Raw genomic sequence first — 18,119 nt, forward strand, 5'->3', positions numbered from 1 at the left:
ATTCCATCATCCAAGATAAGGAGAACCATGTTGCGCTTCGTCCTCAGACGGCTCATCACATCGGTGCTGGTTCTCGCCGTGCTCACAGCGATCGTCTTCGTACTATCCCGTATCGTTCCCAGCGACCCAGCCGTCATTTATGCCGGTCCGAAGGCCCCGCCTGCCGAGCTTGACCGGGTCCGCCAAGAACTGGGTTTTGATCGTCCCTTGTTTGTTCAGTACTTCGAGTACCTGAGGAACCTGATCACAGGCGACTGGGGTCATTCCCTTGCCACAAAACGCCCCGTGTTGGACGAGCTGTTCACCCGCCTCCCGGCCACATTGGAACTCATCGGGTTTGCCATAGTCCTGGCTGTTATGGCTGGGATCATCCTTGGCGTGGTGGCCTCCCGCCGCCCCGGCGGATTCCTCGACGGAGCAATCCGTTTCCTCTCTATCGGAGGGATTTCAGTGCCGGCCTTCTGGCTCGGACTGCTCCTTCAACTCCTGTTCGTTGGGGGGCTGGGAATACTTCCAGCAACGGGGCAATTCAGCAACTCCATCAAATACTCCAACCCCATTAGTCACGTGACCGGTCTTCCCCTGTTAGACAGCATGATCACCGGCAACGGCGTGGCCTTCACCGACGGGTTGCAGCACATGATCCTGCCGGCCCTCACCCTGGCCGCATACCCTCTCGGACTCGTTGCACGAATGACAAGGGCCGCCATGCTCGATGTCATGAACCAGGATTACATCTTCACCGCCCGGGCCTACGGTCTGAGGGAGTCCGCCATCCGATGGCGCCTCGCCCTGAAAAATGCTCTGCCACCCGTCCTGTCTATCGCCGGAATGGCTGCAGCCTACGCCCTGACCGGAACCTTCTTCGTCGAAGCTGTCTTCAACTGGCCAGGGATCGGGCAGTTCGCTACATCCTCCATGCTTGCAGTGGACTACCCGGCCATCATGGCAATTACACTCATGGGCGCCACAGCCTACCTGCTGGCCAACCTTCTGGTGGACATCCTGCAATCCCGAATCGACCCCAGAGTGAGCATGTCATGAGCCCCACCACCCAAATCGCCGCTCCCAGCCCTTCCGGGACGACCGGAGAACAGCGAACCCTCACACCGATCAAGCTACTCAAACAGACGCTGGGCCGTGACCGTTTGGCCGCCGTCGGCGCCATGATCATTATCCTTCTCGTAATCCTGGCTGTTTTCGGGCAATGGCTGGCACCTTTCCCTGATCAGGGAATGGGGGCGACCAATGCCTCCGCCCGAAACCTCGCCCCCAACGCCTTAAACTGGCTAGGCACCGATCAACTCGGTCGTGACGTTCTCAGCCGCATTATCATGGGCGCGAACCCGGCGCTCACCATATCTTCCGTCGTTGTCGCGGCCGCTGCCCTCGTCGGCATTCCCCTCGGCGCAGTCGCCGGGTATTGCGGTGGCTGGCTTGACGAAGCCTTGATGCGTGTGACCGAGATCTTCCAGGCCTTCCCGCCTCTGCTCCTGGCCATGGTGACCGTTGCGATTCTTGGGCCCAGCCTGACCAACGCCGGCATCGCCTTGGCCATCAGCTGGTGGCCCTGGTATGCGCGCCTTGTGCGAGCGGAAGCAAAATCCCTTCGGGAACGCTCCTACGTCGAAGCAGCCCGCGCCATGGGCATTCCGCAACTGCTCATCATCAGCCGCCATATACTTCGCAACTGCATGACGCCCATCCTCGTCCAAGCAACCGTTGACATCGGTACTGTGATCCTGGCCGCCGGATCCCTGGCATTCATCGGTCTTGGAACTCAGCCGCCCTTGCCCGACTGGGGCCTGATGGTGGCCGAAGGACGAGGACTTATATTCAGCTCCTGGTGGATAGCCACCTTTCCGGGGCTGGCCATCTTTGTGGCCGTCCTGGGATTCAACCTCCTCGGAGATTCGCTGCGCGACCTCCTTGACCCCAGGCAGGTAAAGCGATGACACACGTACTTAGCATCCGCGACCTAAACGTCGAATTCACCGACCGGGGGAAGGTTACCAACCGCCCCGTCCGCGGGATCGACCTTGATGTTTCCGCGGGTGAAATCCTCGGCCTGGTAGGTGAAACGGGCTGCGGTAAGTCCCTCACAGGACTTGCAGCCTTGGGGATCCTTCCCCGCGGTGCACGGCGCACGGGGCAAGTGAGCATCAGCAATGATCCCTTACACGCCTCCTCGGAACCAGGCGGGCCAGTGGCCATCGTGTTCCAAAACCCCGGAACTGCCTTCAACCCCGTCTTCACGCTTGGCCGCCAACTCAGCGATGTCCTGAGCCGGCACCGACAGATCTCAAGGCCCGAAGGCAAAGTTGAAATCATACGACACCTGAGCCTGGTCGGCCTTCCCGACCCCGAACGTGTCTACCGCAGTTATCCGCATCAATTGTCCGGCGGGATGCTGCAGCGGGCCATGATTGCCATGGCTCTGCTGCGCCAGCCCCGGCTGTTGATACTGGATGAGCCGACGACGGCCCTGGACGTCACTGTCGCCCGGCAAATTTTGGTCCTGATTGACGAACTCCGGCACAAGTTTGGGTTCGGTGTGCTGCTCATCAGCCATAACCTTGGCATCATTCGCGATGTATGTGACCGGGTGGCGGTCCTCTACGCAGGCAGGGTGATCGAAACCGGAACTGTCGAAGCGGTCATGAACAACCCACGCCACCCCTACACCCGCGGCCTTCTGGGCGCCCTCCCGGCAGGGCGAACACACGGCCAGCGACTGCATGCCATCCCTGGAACAGTGCCGGGAAACCTCCTCTCCCTCACCGGGTGCGCCTTCAGAAACCGTTGCTTGCATGCAGTCACCGACTGCTCCCTCACCGACCCGCTCCTCACCGAGACAGGACCACACCAGGCAGTCGCCTGCCTCCAGGAAGCCGAACTATGACCAACGTTCTCACCCTCGAAAACATCGTCAAAACGTTCCCGCACCATAGAAGAGTCTTCACCGCAGTCAACGACGTCTCCCTCAACATCCAGGAAGGCACCGTCTACGGCCTGGTCGGAGAATCCGGCTCTGGCAAAAGTACCCTGGCCCGCTGTGCCATGCAGCTAATGCGGTCAACATCCGGGCGGGCCATCTTTGAAGGACAAGACCTCGGCATGCTCGCACCCAAGGCACTGCGCACTGTCCGTTCGCGAATGGGAATAGTACTGCAGAATCCCGTGGCGGCCTTGAACCCACGCATGACCATCGGGGCTTCAGTGGCAGAGCCACTACGGACCCACACTTCCCTGAAGGGGCAGAGGCTCCAAGCAAGAGTAAACAATCTGCTTGACGAGGTCGGGCTGGGAGCCGAACACGCACACAGGCTCCCACACCAACTCTCCGGAGGACAATGCCAACGCGTCGGCATAGCACGCGCTCTGGCCACCTCGCCCCGTCTCCTGATCCTGGATGAACCCACCAGCGCTCTTGATGTTTCCGTCCAGGCCCAGATTTTGAACCTGCTCCAGGACTTGCAGCAACAAAAAGGGCTGACGTATCTGCTGATCTCTCACGATCTCGACGTCGTCCGCTACCTTAGCGATGACGTTGCGGTCATGAAGACCGGAAAGATCGTAGAAAGCGGACCAGCCGAGCGGATCTTCACCAACCCACAGCACGACTACACCCGCAAACTCCTCGAGGCAGCCCCAGGACATGGCCAACCAGAGATTGCAAACGCCCACACCCTTAACACGCAAGGCAGCGACTAGAACATGCCAGAGACAACAGCAAGTGGTTTCCTCCTTACAAATCCCGGTAGGATCGACCGCTACACAGGCCAGGACTTCAACGGGAACGTCACCCTGGACAACTGGCAGGAAAGTCCATTCAACCGCTGGGGCTTCGCTCACATCAGTGAACTCATCACCACCGCAACGATCCGTCGGGACAGCTCATCCCAGCCGCCTACTGGAATCGCTCCAGTCACCACCGAACACGCAGAGAAATGGCGCAGTGTTGACCAGTTCCTGGAATCCACGCACACAGATGCCATCGTGGTCCTCCAGCACGGGAACGTGGTCATGGAACGCTACTTTGGCGCTTTCCAGCCGCACGACCGGCACGTCCTGATGTCTGTTTCCAAATCCATCTGCGCGCTCACCATGGGCATCCTGGTAGGCCAGGAACTCATAGATACCCAACAAAGTGTCCGCCACTACGTGCCGGCGCTGAAGGAAAGCGCCTACGGAAACGCGACTGTCCGCCAAGTGCTCGACATGACCGCCGCCGTTCGCTACAGCGAGAACTACCTGGATGCAGACGCTGAAGTCCAGCAGCAGGACAGGGTCGCCGGCTGGCGTCCAAAGCTCGAGACAGATTCAAGGGACACCTACGAATTCCTCACACGGCTCCAACCTGCCGGCGAACACGGCAGATCATTCCAGTACTGCTCGGCCAGTACAGACGTGCTCGCATGGATCATTGAGAACGTCACCGGAAAGCGATACGCCGAAGTTCTCTCGGACGAACTATGGTCCCGGCTTGGGACCAGCGATGATGCACTCATCACCACCGATTCCGGTGGGTTCGCATTTGCGAACGGAGGAATCGCCTGCACCGCACGGGACATGGCCAAGATCGGACAGCTAATGCTGGACGAGGGGAAAGCCAACGGGCAAACGCTAGTCCCATCATGGTGGATCAAAGAGACGATGCGCGGTGGAGACCCGCAACTGGCCCGCGGAACCGCCTACCAGCAGGTCCACCCCAACGGCTCATACCGAAACCAATGGTGGGTACCCGGAGATGCCCGAGGCACGGTCTACGCTGCTGGGATCCACGGCCAATTCATCTGGATTGACCCTGTCAGCGACACTGTTATTGCGAAGTTCTCCTCCTGCCCACAACCGGTCGCGCTCGAACTCAGCCAGACTCATGCTGAAGGTTTCAGGCAAATGGTCAACATCCTGGAACGCAAGAGTGCTAGCTGACTTGCATTCGGCGTAGCGGAGTTCAGTCTCTGGTTCGCGAACAGTCTTTCCCGCAAGGTAGCCCCCTTTCCGTCCACATCTCAAGAAGGTTCCAGAGGACCTTGCAGCCGACGACGGCGGGAGTTCGCCGCCGTCGTCATCATCGGGGAAGTCGATATCCCGGGCAAATCTCGAGCCAAACAGCAGCCTGGCTTCAGGCTTCCCGCACCCTTTATGACAGTCAGATTCAACACCTGCCTCATCCGGGTACGTCTCGCGGTGGCAGCGACGGTAAACGCAAACCCGCCGTGGGCGACCGACGAGACGCCTTGGGAAGTAACGTCAGACGGGATCGGCCAGAGGCTCCAGGTCCTGGGCTGTAACCTCTTCGACCGCCGGTTGGTTGTCCATGCCAGCGAGGCCGATGAGTGTGACGACCGCTGCAACAGCGGCAGCGATCGCACCGATCAGGAAGGCCAATTGGAATCCACTGCCCAGGACCGTCAGGGCAACCTCGTGCGCACCAGCTGGGAGGGTGGGAACACTATTGACGGCAATCGCTCCACCGGCCTGGGCGATACCCAGAACCGGGCCTGCCTGCTCCGCCGGGAGGTTTAGCGCGCCCAAAGCAGGAATCAGCTGGCTGTTGGCCGTCCCGAAAGCGATCGCACTGCCAATGACGGGGCCGAGCGCGAAACCGAGATCGCGAACAAGGTTCGTGGTAGCGCTGCCCATCCCGGCAAGGGACTTCGGCACGGTGTTCACAGATACCTCCGAAATCGACGCGATGGTCAGGGCCCAGCCAATACCGATGAACGCCCCTGGAAGGAAGAACTTCGTCCAGTCAAAGTCGTGCGGGTCAAATCCGACCGCGATAAAGGCACCAACGGCGATCAACGCGAACCCGAGACTGAGAAGCCACCGTGGACTGACGGAGTGCAGGAGCCTGCCAACGACCGGGGCGAAGACGAAGGACGGGCCCTGCATCACGAGCCAAATGACCCCGATGTAGACCGCATTCTGGTGCTGCAGCACGCCAAGCCAAACGCTGGTGGAGAAACAATATATGAGAAATCCAAAGGTACCGATCACAGTTACGATGCCAACAATCGAGAATGAACGAATCCTGAACATGCCCAGGTGCAGCAGTGGCGAAGGTGTTCGCAATTCGATGATGATGAAAGAGGCCAGCAGGACAGCCGCGACGAGGTAGCCGATGATGATCTCCGGTTGGCTCCAGCCGACCTCGGATCCCTGCACTGTCGCCCAAAGGGCCACGGTCAGGCCCACAGCAAACGTCACCTGTCCGGGAAGATCCAGCTTTCGGCCCATAGGCGCCGACGAATCCGTTGCCCGGATAACCAAAGCAAGCGTAATCACTGCGCCGACCGCGATCAGCACATAGCCGCCCTGCCACCAGCCCGCGTTTGCGAACGCCCCGGCAATGATGGGACAGATGGCACCGCCAAGGGAGAGAAATCCTGCCCAGGCCGCGATGGCTCGGGTCCGCTGGACTGGTGTGTGCACGACGGCGGCCACCATCGCCAACGACGTCGGATACAACGCGCCCGCACCCAGGCCGTTCAGTGCAGCGCCAAGCCACATCACTTCAACCGTCGGAGCCAACACCGAGGCTACGCTTCCAGCCAGAAGGAGCAGCGACCCCAGATACATGAGCCTCTTTCGCCCAAAGATGTCACCGATGGCTCCGAAGGTTAGCTCGAAGACGACAACCGGAATCAGGAATGCTGCGGTGATCCACGTGAGCTGCGAAGCGTGGGTGTGAAAGTGCTGCTGCAGAACACCGTTCAGTGATCCGGGTATGACGTTCGCAATCGAGGAGACGAACGGTGCGGCAAAGGCTGCGGTAAGGGTCGCGCCCACACGAACCTGGATGCCGGGCGGGTACGGCTCAGGACCTTGATTCGATGGTTTGCCAAGTTGATTCGGATAAGTCACGTGGAACTCCTTTGTTCACGGAAATGGGTGACGTAAAACCCGCCGGGCCGATGCAGCGCGACGCCCCAGCCCGAATATATACGGTTCGTATCGTATTGACAATGTCTCAAGGGCGGGCCTGTCTGCCAAACCCGGCCGGGCTATCCCAGATGCAGCTGGCGAGGGCTGGCGTGATTTACGCCTTCGGGCGCGGGCTCCCGGGCAGGCAAAGAGGAAGGGATTGACGCTGTCAGCGCCAATCCCTTCCTGTGTTTGTTCCTTATCCAGCTATGCGCGGACGCCTTCCAGCACTGCCCTTAGCGTCTGGTCCGTCATCTTTCGGTCTAGTGGTCCAGTCTGAAGCAACAACCGAAAATAGATTGGCGAGTAGAGAAGTTCAGTCACAACCATGGCAGGTATGTCACTCCTGATCGACCCCTCCTGGACCGCCCGCTCAATGAGGGCAAGCGCGGCTTCCAAACGGTGATTCCAGAATCGGTCCTTGAACTCGGCCATGGCAGCCGGATCGTACTGGCACTCCGCGATCAGCTGGGCGACGAGGTGGCCCTCACGGCCGCCATAAACCTCAGCCAGTGAGCCAAGATGCTCTTTGAGTGCCTCGATCGCCGGAACATCCTCCAGTATGGGAGTACGCGCGATGTGGTTGTCGAGGAAGGTGTCAATCACGACCGCAGCCTTGCTGGGCCACCACCTGTAAATCGTTGTCTTGCTTACGCCCGCCTCCCGGGCGACACGCTCAATCGATAGCTTTTGGACGGTCAAGGCACCAGGTTTTCTGTCATCAAGCAACGCCATGGTGGCGTCGAGGATCGCTCTTTGACTCTGCTCGCTTCTAATCGCCATACGATGACTCTAATACGTGATCCATCCAATACGAAACGTTCACGATAGTCCGGCAGCACTCTGACGAGCTGTCATGAAGGTCGCGTTTGCGCTGTTCGAAGTACCCGCTGAGCCTTCGCCTGACGGGCCAGGGGGACGTGCTTGTTATTCAGACCTGGAACGAATTCGCGTTCGCACAATTCCTGACGTCCATCGACGCCCGCACCTTCCCGACAACCGTCAACTTCTTCATCTCGATCGCGGGAACAGATTTCGGCCAGATGGCCGCCGCGGCAACGGTGGGAACAATCCCGATCCTGGTCCTCGCGATCATCTTCCAGCGCCGGCTCATCTCAGGACTGTCCTATGGCGCCGTCTAAACCCGCCATCCGCAATCGTTCCACCATTCAGAGGACAAAGAGTAGGACACCCATGCCATCCCCCGTGTCGCTTGGTGCCGCACGCGCCTCAGTCCTGGCCTTCGACGTCGGCGGTTCATTCATCAAAGCCGCATTGATCGATACCAACGGCGACGTGCGGGGCTCCCGCAGCGTGGCCACGCCACTGCATCCAACGCAACCGGCGGAGACAATATTGGACCGGATCGCAGAGCTCGCCCGCGAGCTACAAGCAGAACACCCCAACGCAGAGGTCCAGGCAGCAGGCCTGACGGTACCGGGCATCGTAGACGCCGTCACAGGGACGGGCATCTACTCCGCCAATCTAGGATGGCGCGACTTCCCTTTCACCACCCAAGCGCAGTCGAGGCTGGGCATGCCCGTGGCTTTCGGCCATGACGTGGCCGCCGCAGGGGCAGCCGAACTACACATGCGCCAAACACCCGGCTACCACGATGCCGCAGTCCTTGTCATCGGCACAGGAATTGCCGCCGCAGTGTTCTCCGGCGGCAAACCCGTGACCGCCGGAGGCTACGCCGGGGAAATAGGCCACGCACTAGTCCCGGACCCTTCCGGCGGAACGACCATACTTGAAGCCCTCGGTTCTGCAGGAGCCATTGCCCACCGCTACACAGCAATAAGCGGCAACACGGTGGACGGCGCGAAAGCTGTACTCTCCCTCGCCACCAAAGGCGACCCGATCGCCCAGCAAGTCTGGGAAGAAGCAGTAGAGGCACTGGCCTTCAGCATCAGCCAGTGCATCAGCATCCTAGGCACGGAGGTCTTCGTCATCGGTGGCGGACTCTCCCAAGCGGGGGAAGCCTTGCTTGTCCCCTTACGAAAAGCGGTCGACGCACTACTGACCTTTCATCGCCGCCCCCTCATTCTCCCCGCAACCCTTGGCCAAGACGCTGGATTGATTGGAGCAGCGCTGTACGCCAGGGCAATTTTGTGAGTGGCTCTTCCTAAGTCCATGGCGGTGCCATCACGGAATACTATCGGCGGGGTTCGTGGAGTCGTTGTGGAGTCAGTTTCCAAAGCCGCAGCGCGAAGTGCACGTCGACGCGGCGTGACGGCGTTCGCCACTGCGGGCCGAGCAGGGAGTCGATCCGCTCGAGCCGCTGCTTAACGGTGTTCTGGTGGATGTGCAGCTGCGCAGCCGTGGTTTGGAGACGACTCCCGGTCTCGAGGTACGCCCAGAGCGTGCCAAGCAGTTCAGTTCGGTGCGCCCGGTCGTAGTCCTGAACAGGGCCGAGCGTTCGTTCGATGATCCGCGCTGCGGTTGCAGCGCTGTCATGGCTGAGCATGATTCCGGCAATACCGAGATCGTTGAGGTCGGCAAACCCGCGTCGCCAGCCGAGTTCTTTGGCGGCCGTAACCACTTCTGAGGCCTCATCATGGGCCTCACGGACACTGGTGATGGTGCCGCCGGTCGCTGTTGCATGCCCAATTACTGCGGACAGCCCATCCTCGTGCAGGATCTGGTCCAGTTCTTCGGCCAAGGCTGCCCCGCTCGACGTCGTCACCACGCAGATGTGGCCCATGTGGGACGAAATGAGCATTGGAGCTTTTCGAAGTCTCTGTTGCACTATCGCAAGGGCAGCGTGCCGTACCGCAGGATCAACCAGGATGACCAGGACGGCGATCTTATTGCGGAGTTCAATGCCGTAGGCGACGAACCTGGCTCTCACAGCATGAGCCTGGTCCTCGGTTCGGCTGGCAAGCAGATCTTCCATGAGCGTTGATTGGGCGCGGTTGTTGGCATCGACGAGGGTGCGTTCGAAAAGTAGCGCTGCGCTCACAAACACCGAACCCCGCTCAAGCAAGGCGATCTCTTTGCCGGCGGTACCGTTCATGACCAATGTCGCCAGGTGCTCGTTGCCGGCCGCGATGGCGACAACCGTGTAGGCATCACCTTTGTGGCGCACCGTCGCGGCACCTGCGCCGTGCAGGGACGTGTTGATTGCTGATTGCACACCCCAGTTTTCAAGTGCGGGCTTGTTCAGCGTCACGGAGCCGAAGCGGTGACGTCCTGCCGGGTCAAACAGTCCCAGGGGCCGCCCCGTTGCTTCTTCGAGCACTGCAATGACGCCCTCCGCGTTGACGGAGGCGACCATACTCCCCATCAGCCGCTCATCGAGTGCGAGCATTGCTTCCAGTTCCCGGGTCCGGCCGGCGTTGCTGGTATTTGTACTTCCTATCAGCGCCCTAAGCTGAGTAATCTCACTTCCTCGGCGGGTTTGTTCGAGTGCGAGGGCGGCTTGGGCTGCCATGTGCTCAAGGGCCCGTTGCCCGGCAGCCGGAAGGCTGGCCGGCGTACGATGTGCGACGAGCAGGGCACCGACGATCCGACCACCTACCCTAAGCGGCGCCCCGGCGATCGCCTTTACTCCTTCGAGGGCGACGATCTGGTCGATTGCGGGGATGTGGTTCATGTTTGGGTCAGCCAGGTAGTCAAGAGTGGAGGCGGTTGAACCGCCGGTGGCGACGGCTCCAAGTACCCCGGTGCCCAAGGGCATGCGAATGTTCCGATATTCCTCGGTACGCACGTTGTCCGTGACATGGATATACGTCTCCCCGGCAGGCAGGTCATTCAGGCTGAGGTATGCCATGTCGGCGCCTAAAAGCGTACGGGTGCGGCGCAGGATCCCCTTGAGGATGAGCGTACGATCGCGCACGCTTGCCAGATCCGTCGAGCTCTCAGTGGCGGCCATGAGGATTTCCGGGTCGCCCGGTGCCCTGAATTCCTGGACTCTGGTCTCGGTCATACGGTGATTCTAAGCTGCGTATGTCAGCGTCGGCTATGCATTAGCCATTTATATGTCTGAGACGACCATGGTTTTGCTTCTTGTGAACCTGCAGAGTGGGGGAACGGTAAAAGTTGCCGCGAACAACAAGGAGGTTGTAGTGACTGATATGCGCGTCCATATTCTGTCCACCGGGGTCATGGAGACCGACCTGACTTGGCTTCTGCTCAAAGGTGGGCGGACTATCCGCGACCGGCACCATAAAGAGGACCCTGTCGTCTGGGGCGATTGCCCCACCCATGCTGTGCTCATCGAGCATCCCGAGGGTCGGATTCTGTGGGACACGGGCGTTCCGCGTGACTGGGAGCAGCGATGGGCGCCCACAGGGTTTCAGGACTTCTTTCCGGTACGTGAGCCAGTGGACGGACCGGGCTATCTGGACTCTTCTCTCGCTCAGCTGGAATTGACACCGGATGATATTGACATCCTGGTGCTCTCACACTTGCATTTCGACCATGCCGCAAACGCCTCGATGTTCGACAACGGCAAAACCCGGATCATCGCCAACAGCGCCGAGATCGCTGGCGCACGTGCCATAGAAGGCTATTCGAAGGGGGCGCACATCGTCTCGGACTACGAGTCGCTCGATCTGGAAGGGGTCAGCGGCGACGTGGAGATCGTGCCCGGCGTCAAGGTAATAGAGACCCCCGGCCACACCTGGGGAACCATGTCATTGCAGCTGGATCTCAAAAACGAGGGGACGAAGATTTTCACTTCGGACGCGGTGTACCTCGCGGACAGTTGGGGGCCTCCCGCCGTCGGCGCGGCGATCGTTTGGGACAACGTTCGCTGGCTTGAGTCTGTCGAAAAACTCCGGGCTATCGCCGACCGTACGGGGGCGGAGGTTATCTTCGGCCACGACGGGGAACAGGCCAAGACATTGCGCTATGCACCCGATGGGTTTTACAACTGAGCCGGCCGCTGGGAGAGAACACGTGATCCTCTACGATTTCGCTTGCCAGAACGGGCACCACTTCGAGGCCGGCCTCGCGACAATGGCATCGGCCAACCCGCCCTGTCCAAGGTGTGGTGCTGAAACCAGCAGGCGCCCTTCCCGGCTGAACATCGGGGGACGCGCGTCCGCAGGGCCCTCCCGGGAGCAGATGCCGCGTAGCTGGAACGCCGTCCGGCAGGGCGACCGCGAAACGATCGCGCACTGGCACCGAGTTGCCGAGCGCCGTGAAGCACTCGAAGAACGCTACCCGGAACTGGCCGGTGACCGACGCCCCATCCTCGCGCACGAAGGCATCTTTTCAGGCCGCCCACTCCGCGCCGGTGACGACATCGCCACAGCGGTAACTTCGGCCATCGCCGAAGGAGCAACCCCACATTCCCATCACCCCGCACCGACCCGGGGAGACATCAACATGAAAGCCACACCATGAAAATAACCGGAGCAGTCCTGGAAGAGATCGGCCGCCCACGGCCTTTCGGAACCTCCCGTCCTATCACCGTTAGCGAACTCGAGCTCGATCCGCCCGGCCCAAGTGAGGTCCTGATCAAAATCGAAGCCGCAGGAATCTGCCACTCTGACCTGTCCGTCGTGGACGGCAACCGGGTTCGGCCACTACCGATGCTGCTCGGCCATGAAGCTGCCGGCCGTGTCGTCAGTTGGGGGCATGGAGTCGAGGACCTGGTCACGGGCCAGCGGGTGGTGATGGCCTTCCTTCCCCGATGTGGGGAGTGCGCCAATTGCCGCACGAACGGGCGACTACCCTGCACGCCCGGCTCGGGAGCGAACAATGCGGGAACCTTGCTTTCGGGCGGAACACGTCTGCATCGCGGCGGGCAGGATGTTTACCACCATCTGGGTGTGTCCGCGTTCGCAACCCACGCCGTCATCGATCGGCGCTCACTAGTGCCTGTTGACGACGACATCCCGCCGGAGATCGCCGCGGTCCTTGGATGCGCCGTGCTCACTGGGGGCGGGGCAGTGATCAACGCCGCCAAGCCCGAAGAGGGAGAGACGACCATAGTGGTGGGTCTAGGCGGAGTCGGAATGGCGGCGCTGCTCACAGCGGTTTCCCTCGGAAAAGGGGACGTCATCGGAGTGGACGCCGTCGTCGACAAGCTCGAACGAGCGACTGCTCTGGGCGCAAGCGCGGTCTACACGCCCAGTCAGGCGTTCGAAGCAGGGCTCAAGGCGCCGATCGTGATTGAAGCTGCCGGTAACGCCAGAGCCTTTGAAACTGCCGTGGCACTGACCGGCGTAGGTGGCCGGACCGTCACCGTTGGCCTTCCTGCACCAACTGCGGAAGCGGCGATCAAGCCGCTCGGGCTCACCGCCGAGGCCCGCACGATCATTGGCAGTTACCTCGGATCCGCCGTCCCTGCCCGTGACATCCCCGCCTTCGCGCAGCTGTGGCGTGAGGGGCGGCTACCCATCGAAGCACTGATTTCATCCACCATCACCCTCCAGGAAGTAAACCAAGCCATGGACGACCTCGCGGACGGCCTCGCGGTGCGACAAATCATCACATTTGCGGTAGCGGAAGCAGATCCTCGGTGAACGCGGCTTCGGAAGTCTCCCTGCTGGACTCCTTACCAACCGGAGTCTTCATTGCTGGAAAGTGGCATGACGCCGCGACAGGGCAGCGTTTCGATGTTGAAGACCCTGCCACCGGGAAAGTCCTCACCACCGTCGCCAATGGATCCCCTGTGGACGGGTTGGCAGCACTCGACGCGGCGGCGGCAGCGCAAACTGCTTGGGCCGGTACCCCCGCGCGCACCCGCGCCGAAATCCTCCGAGCCGGCTTCGAAGCCGTCACCGCCCGCGCCGAGGACTTCGCCCTCTTGATGACAATGGAGATGGGCAAGTCCCTTACTGAAGCTCGCGGCGAGGTCGCCTATGGCGCGGAGTTCCTCCGCTGGTTCAGTGAAGAAGCAGCCCACATCTCGGGCCGGTATTCCCCATCGCCGGACGGGAATTCGCGCCTTCTGGTGACGAAACGACCGGTCGGCCCCTGCTTGTTCATCACTCCGTGGAACTTTCCCTTGGCGATGGCGACACGGAAAGTCGCTCCTGCAATCGCGGCCGGCTGCACGATGGTGATCAAGCCACCGGCCCTGACACCGCTGACGACGCTCCTTTTCGCGCAGGTCATGCACGAGGCAGGATTGCCAGCAGGTGTGCTCAACGTGGTGCCCACATCCTCGGCGGGAGCTGTGACGGGTCCCCTCATCGCAGATCCCCGGTTGCGGAAACTCTCGTTTACCGGTTCCACGGAAGTCGGGGTCCGCCTCCTGCAAGCGGCAGCGGGGACCGTGCTTCGAACGTCCATGGAACTTGGTGGAAACGCACCGTTCCTGGTGTTCGCCGACGCAGACCTCGACGCGGCAATTGAAGGTGCCATCGCAGCCAAGCTCCGGAACGGCGGACAGGCCTGCACGTCGGCCAACCGGTTCTACGTTCACCACAGCCTTGCCGATGTGTTCGCCAAGCGTCTGGCCTCCCGGATGTCCGAAATGACACTCGGTCGCGGGACGGAGGCCGGAGTTCAGATCGGACCGCTCATTGACGAGCACAGCCGCCAAAAAGTCGCAGACCTTGTCGATGACGCTGTCAGTAAGGGGGCACGCGTGTTCACCGGTGGAAGGATGCTGCCCGGACCCGGCTACTTTTACGAACCCACCGTCCTCACCGATGTGCCGGCCGAGGCGCGTGCACTGTCAGAGGAGATCTTCGGACCGGTGGCCCCGATTGTTCCTTTCCACGACGAACAAGAGGCAATCAACCGCGCCAACGCGACCCCCTACGGGTTGATCTCCTACGTGTTCACCCGCGACATCAACCGGGTCCTTCGCCTATCCGAACAACTCGAGACCGGCATGCTCGGTGTGAACTCGGGCATCATCTCCAACCCCGCAGCACCGTTCGGCGGCGTCAAGCAGTCAGGCCTCGGCCGTGAAGGCGGAGCCGAAGGAATCGAGGAATTCCTCGAGACCGTCTACATCGGACTCTCCAATCCCTTCGCCTGACCATCTCCCCCGCCAACTCCCTTGTACCAAGCTGAAAGAAAATCCCATGACACTTCCCAGCACATCCATCAGCACAAAGACCCCCTGGCGTGTGCCACTCGCCAGCTTCGTCGGCACAACCATCGAATGGTATGACTACTACATTTTTGGCATCCTTGCCGCGACCGGCGTCTTCAGCAGACTGTATTTTCCCGAACAAGACCCAGCAACCGGTCTCCTTCTTGCCTTTGTCACCTACGCGGTGGGTTTCGTGGCCCGCCCCTTCGGGGGGATGTTCGCCGGTCACTTCGGAGATAAGATCGGCCGGAAGCCCATGCTCGTTCTCTCCCTCCTGATCATGGGGGTCGCGACCCTGGCCATGGGACTCTTGCCGACCTACGCCCAGATCGGTTTCTGGGCTCCCGTCCTGCTCACGATGTTGCGCCTGCTGCAAGGTTTCGGGGCAGGAGCAGAATGGGCGGGAGCGGCAGTTATTTCCATCGAGCACGCGCCTCCTGGCCGCAGTGGATTGTTCGGGAGCTTCACCCAGATGGGCGTTCCCGCCGGAATGCTGCTCGCCAATTCCAGCGTCCTTGTCGTAAAAGCCTCGGTGCCCGCCGACATTTTCGACGCCTGGGCGTGGCGCATACCGTTCCTGCTCAGTGTCCTCCTGATCGTTACGGGCATGATCGTCCGCTCCAAGCTCGAGGACTCCGACGACTTCAAAGAACTCGTCGCGGCCAAGCAGACCTCGCAGAAACCCTTGGGTGAGGCACTGCAGAAGGAGGCCAAGGGCATTTGGCTCGTCGTCGGAATGCGTTTGGCAGAAAACTCCGCCTATTACCTCTACACCACCTTCTCCGTGGTCTACATCATGAAGACCTTCGGGACCGACCGCGCCAACCAGGGAACGATGTCGGTACTTATCGCCTCCGCGATTGGCATTATCGCCGTCCCACTCTGGGCCATCCTTTCCGACAAAATCGGCCGCAAGCCCGTCTACCTTTTCGGGGCCATCGGAGGACTCCTGTTCTTCCCGTTGTACTTCGTCATGACCGACACAGGCAGTGCGTTGTTGGCAACCCTCGCCATCATCATTGGCCTCGCTGTTTTCCACAACTCCATGTATGGGCCACAGGCAGCTTTCTTTGCAGAACTGTTCTCTACTAAATTGCGCTACAGCGGAGCCTCCATGGGCTATCAGTTCGGTTCGGTGCTCGCCGGTGGCGTCGCGCCGCTGGTCGCCGTCGCCCTTCTGAACGCCGGGAATGGTGAACCAGGATGGGTGATCCTGTACTTCAGCATCATTGGCATCATTACGGTGGTGTCCGCACTCATCGCACCCGAAACCCGCAAGAAATTCAGTCAGGACACCGCAGACCCACGGCACCAGCAAGACAGCCCGTCCGCTCAGAAGAGCCAGACGCACGTTCAATAGCATCGGGACCCGAGCTGATCTGGTGAAATACGATGGTGCAATGGTAACCAGCGTTGACGTGGCCCGTCATTTGGGATTGTCGCAGTCGACAGTGTCCCGTGCCCTTCGGGGCCATCCGTCCGTTGCCCCAGCCACGAAAGCGCGGATTCTTTCGGTGGCACGGGAGCTAGGGTATGTGCCTGATGCCGCTGCCCGGATGATGGTGACGCGGCGGACACACGCCGTCGGTGTGGTTGTTGCTGACCTGACCAGCCCTATTTATCCGGTCATTGTGGAGTCGTTGCAGAATCGGCTTCTTGAGCGCGGGTATCGGATGGTCCTCATCCGGGACCCGGACATTTCACCTGACCCTGAGGCAGTTGATGTCCTGGACAGTGCAACGGTGGACGGGATGATTTTTGTCTCGGCGCGGGAATCTTCTGCCGCCGTCCGCAGGGTGTTGGAGCGCGGGACACCGGCGGTTTTGCTTAGCCGTGACGATACGACTGTTGACGTCGAGGCGGTCCTTGCCGATGACCGACGCGCTGGCGAGCTCGTCGTGGCCCATCTCGAAGGCCTGGGGCACAAGAGCATCGGTCTCCTGACCACGTTGAGGGACCGGTCCAATGGCCGGGACCGTGAGGACGGGTTCCGGGCGGCCATGGGACGGCGTGGACTTCAGGTTCGTGAGGACTGGATTCGGCATCTGAGGCTAACCCATGAAGAAGGGGTCCGGGCCGCGCTGGAGTTGTTGGATACCCAGGACCGGCCGACGGCAATTTATTGCGTGACGGATGCTTTGGCGTTTGCCGTGTTGGACGCCGCTGCGCAACTGGGGATCAGTGTTCCCCAGCAGCTTTCCGTGGTGGGGTTCGATGACTCCGGGCCGGCGCGGTGGGCTTTCATCAACCTCACCACTGTGCATCAGCCGATCCCGGAGATGTCGTATCTGGCAGTGGACCGTCTTGCTGGGAGGATCGAAGGTGAGCCTCCCAGCGAAACGATGAAGACGGTGTTTCCGGTCCATATGCAGGTGCGGGGGACGACGGGACCGCCCGCTTAGGCGGTGTTGCGGCCGCCGCTGAGGTCCAGTGTCTGGCCTGTCATGTAGCTGGCCTCGGTGGATAGCAGCCATGAGGCCAAAGCCGAGAATTCTTCCGGCAGCCCGACTCTTCCCATCGGAACCTTGGCAAGGAGTTGGGCGTTTCGTTCCGGGCTCAGGTCCTGAAGGAGCCGGGTTTTCATCATGGACGGGGCGATGGAATTGACCGTAACACCGTAAGGTGCCACCTCTTTCGCTGCCGTTTTCACCAGTGCGACCAGGCCCGCCTTGGAAGCCGAGTAGGCGGCCTGGTGCGGATTCCCTTCACGCGCGGAAATGGATGACAGGATGGCAATCCTGCCGTAGGCCTGCTTGGTGAGGACCGGCAGGATACTGGCCAGACCGTGGAGGCAGCCGTCCAGATTCACGCTCAGGGTTCTGGCCCATCCTTCTGCCGGCATCTCCGTCACGGGAACCTCCGGTCCCTGGATGCCATGGGCAAAGAGCGCCCCGTCGATCCTGCCGTACCGCTGCAGAACGGCCTGCACAGTATGGTCCCAGTCCTGCCTTTGGGTGACATTCAGGGCCATGCAGTTCGACGGACTGCTGCCATCACCCCGGCCGCCGGCATTGACGTCCGTGCATACAACTGTGGCACCTTCGCGTGCCAGCCGGTCCGCGGTGTCCGAGCCGAGGCCGCCGGCGGCGCCGGTCACCAGGATCACTTGGTCCTGAAACCGACCGGGCCAATAGGTCTCCGGGGCGGCGGTTCGGGTTGTTTTTTCTTGGGTAAGTTCGCTCAT

17 protein-coding genes are annotated in these 18,119 nt (G+C 60.9%); 13 read left to right on the forward strand and 4 right to left on the reverse strand.

Translation table 11 applies throughout. The features are described 5' to 3' along the window. Positions 1-27: 27 nt before the first annotated feature. The 5 genes from AC1DD5_RS09830 to AC1DD5_RS09850 are packed head-to-tail and all read left to right on the forward strand — an operon-like array spanning position 28 to position 4,935. Positions 28-1,044 (forward strand): ABC transporter permease, encoded by a 1,017-nt coding sequence (locus AC1DD5_RS09830; RefSeq protein WP_477521294.1) that lies wholly within the window; start codon positions 28-30, stop codon positions 1,042-1,044. Continuing rightward, entirely contained in the window at positions 1,041-1,955 is a 915-nt protein-coding gene (locus AC1DD5_RS09835; RefSeq protein ID WP_477521295.1) for an ABC transporter permease, read from the forward strand. The genes AC1DD5_RS09830 and AC1DD5_RS09835 overlap by 4 nt, the downstream gene beginning before the upstream one ends. After that, a complete protein-coding gene (locus AC1DD5_RS09840; protein ID WP_477521296.1) occupies positions 1,952-2,902 on the forward strand; it encodes an ABC transporter ATP-binding protein in 951 nt (316 codons plus the stop codon). The genes AC1DD5_RS09835 and AC1DD5_RS09840 overlap by 4 nt, the downstream gene beginning before the upstream one ends. Further along, the gene (locus AC1DD5_RS09845) at positions 2,899-3,714 is read left to right on the forward strand and encodes an ABC transporter ATP-binding protein (protein ID WP_477517804.1); all 816 of its coding nucleotides are present in this window, start codon (positions 2,899-2,901) and stop codon (positions 3,712-3,714) included. The genes AC1DD5_RS09840 and AC1DD5_RS09845 overlap by 4 nt, the downstream gene beginning before the upstream one ends. A 3-nt stretch (positions 3,715-3,717) precedes the next feature. Then, positions 3,718-4,935: a serine hydrolase domain-containing protein gene (locus AC1DD5_RS09850; RefSeq protein WP_477521297.1), complete on the forward strand. Its 1,218-nt coding sequence runs from the start codon at positions 3,718-3,720 to the stop codon at positions 4,933-4,935. 321 nt (positions 4,936-5,256) lie between these two features. On the opposite strand, the gene AC1DD5_RS09855 is transcribed toward AC1DD5_RS09850, so the two are convergent. Continuing rightward, positions 5,257-6,873, reverse strand: coding sequence for an MFS transporter (locus AC1DD5_RS09855; protein WP_477521298.1), 1,617 nt, complete (start codon positions 6,871-6,873; stop codon positions 5,257-5,259). A gap of 267 nt (positions 6,874-7,140) precedes the next feature. Continuing rightward, complete coding sequence (locus AC1DD5_RS09860; RefSeq protein WP_477521299.1) at positions 7,141-7,716, reverse strand: TetR/AcrR family transcriptional regulator; 576 nt, start codon at positions 7,714-7,716, stop codon at positions 7,141-7,143. A 137-nt stretch (positions 7,717-7,853) separates the two neighbouring features. Between AC1DD5_RS09860 and AC1DD5_RS09865 the strand changes: the two genes are divergently transcribed. Both AC1DD5_RS09865 and AC1DD5_RS09870 read left to right on the forward strand, forming a co-directional pair. Further along, the gene (locus tag AC1DD5_RS09865) at positions 7,854-8,075 is read left to right on the forward strand and encodes a hypothetical protein (RefSeq protein WP_477517801.1); all 222 of its coding nucleotides are present in this window, start codon (positions 7,854-7,856) and stop codon (positions 8,073-8,075) included. A gap of 52 nt (positions 8,076-8,127) precedes the next feature. Beyond that, positions 8,128-9,048: an ROK family protein gene (locus AC1DD5_RS09870; protein WP_477521300.1), complete on the forward strand. Its 921-nt coding sequence runs from the start codon at positions 8,128-8,130 to the stop codon at positions 9,046-9,048. Positions 9,049-9,088: 40 nt separating this feature from the next. Here AC1DD5_RS09870 and AC1DD5_RS09875 read toward each other — a convergent pair whose 3' ends face one another. Then, positions 9,089-10,861 (reverse strand): helix-turn-helix domain-containing protein, encoded by a 1,773-nt coding sequence (locus tag AC1DD5_RS09875; RefSeq protein WP_477521301.1) that lies wholly within the window; start codon positions 10,859-10,861, stop codon positions 9,089-9,091. A gap of 148 nt (positions 10,862-11,009) precedes the next feature. Here AC1DD5_RS09875 and AC1DD5_RS09880 point away from each other — a divergent pair, with 148 nt between their 5' ends. The 6 genes from AC1DD5_RS09880 to AC1DD5_RS09905 are packed head-to-tail and all read left to right on the forward strand — an operon-like array spanning position 11,010 to position 17,337. Then, on the forward strand, positions 11,010-11,813 hold the full coding sequence (locus tag AC1DD5_RS09880) for an N-acyl homoserine lactonase family protein (protein ID WP_442015910.1): 804 nt from the start codon (positions 11,010-11,012) through the stop codon (positions 11,811-11,813). Between the two features lie 22 nt (positions 11,814-11,835). Further along, positions 11,836-12,285 carry a zinc ribbon domain-containing protein gene (locus AC1DD5_RS09885; protein WP_442015727.1) on the forward strand — a complete coding sequence of 150 codons (450 nt, stop codon included), beginning with the start codon at positions 11,836-11,838 and terminating at the stop codon, positions 12,283-12,285. Next, complete coding sequence (locus tag AC1DD5_RS09890) at positions 12,282-13,409, forward strand: alcohol dehydrogenase catalytic domain-containing protein (RefSeq protein WP_442015728.1); 1,128 nt, start codon at positions 12,282-12,284, stop codon at positions 13,407-13,409. Before AC1DD5_RS09885 ends, AC1DD5_RS09890 begins: the two co-directional genes overlap by 4 nt. Next, positions 13,406-14,878, forward strand: a complete 1,473-nt coding sequence (locus tag AC1DD5_RS09895) for an NAD-dependent succinate-semialdehyde dehydrogenase (protein ID WP_477521302.1) — start codon at positions 13,406-13,408, stop codon at positions 14,876-14,878. The genes AC1DD5_RS09890 and AC1DD5_RS09895 overlap by 4 nt, the downstream gene beginning before the upstream one ends. A gap of 46 nt (positions 14,879-14,924) precedes the next feature. Next, positions 14,925-16,295, forward strand: coding sequence for an MFS transporter (locus AC1DD5_RS09900; RefSeq protein WP_477521303.1), 1,371 nt, complete (start codon positions 14,925-14,927; stop codon positions 16,293-16,295). A 40-nt stretch (positions 16,296-16,335) separates the two neighbouring features. Continuing rightward, positions 16,336-17,337: a LacI family DNA-binding transcriptional regulator gene (locus tag AC1DD5_RS09905; RefSeq protein WP_477521304.1), complete on the forward strand. Its 1,002-nt coding sequence runs from the start codon at positions 16,336-16,338 to the stop codon at positions 17,335-17,337. Here the strand turns inward: AC1DD5_RS09905 and AC1DD5_RS09910 are convergent. Next, the gene (locus tag AC1DD5_RS09910) at positions 17,334-18,119 is read right to left on the reverse strand and encodes an SDR family NAD(P)-dependent oxidoreductase (protein WP_442015732.1); all 786 of its coding nucleotides are present in this window, start codon (positions 18,117-18,119) and stop codon (positions 17,334-17,336) included. The genes AC1DD5_RS09905 and AC1DD5_RS09910 overlap by 4 nt on opposite strands.

The organism is Paenarthrobacter sp. 10L420, from assembly GCF_056395385.1.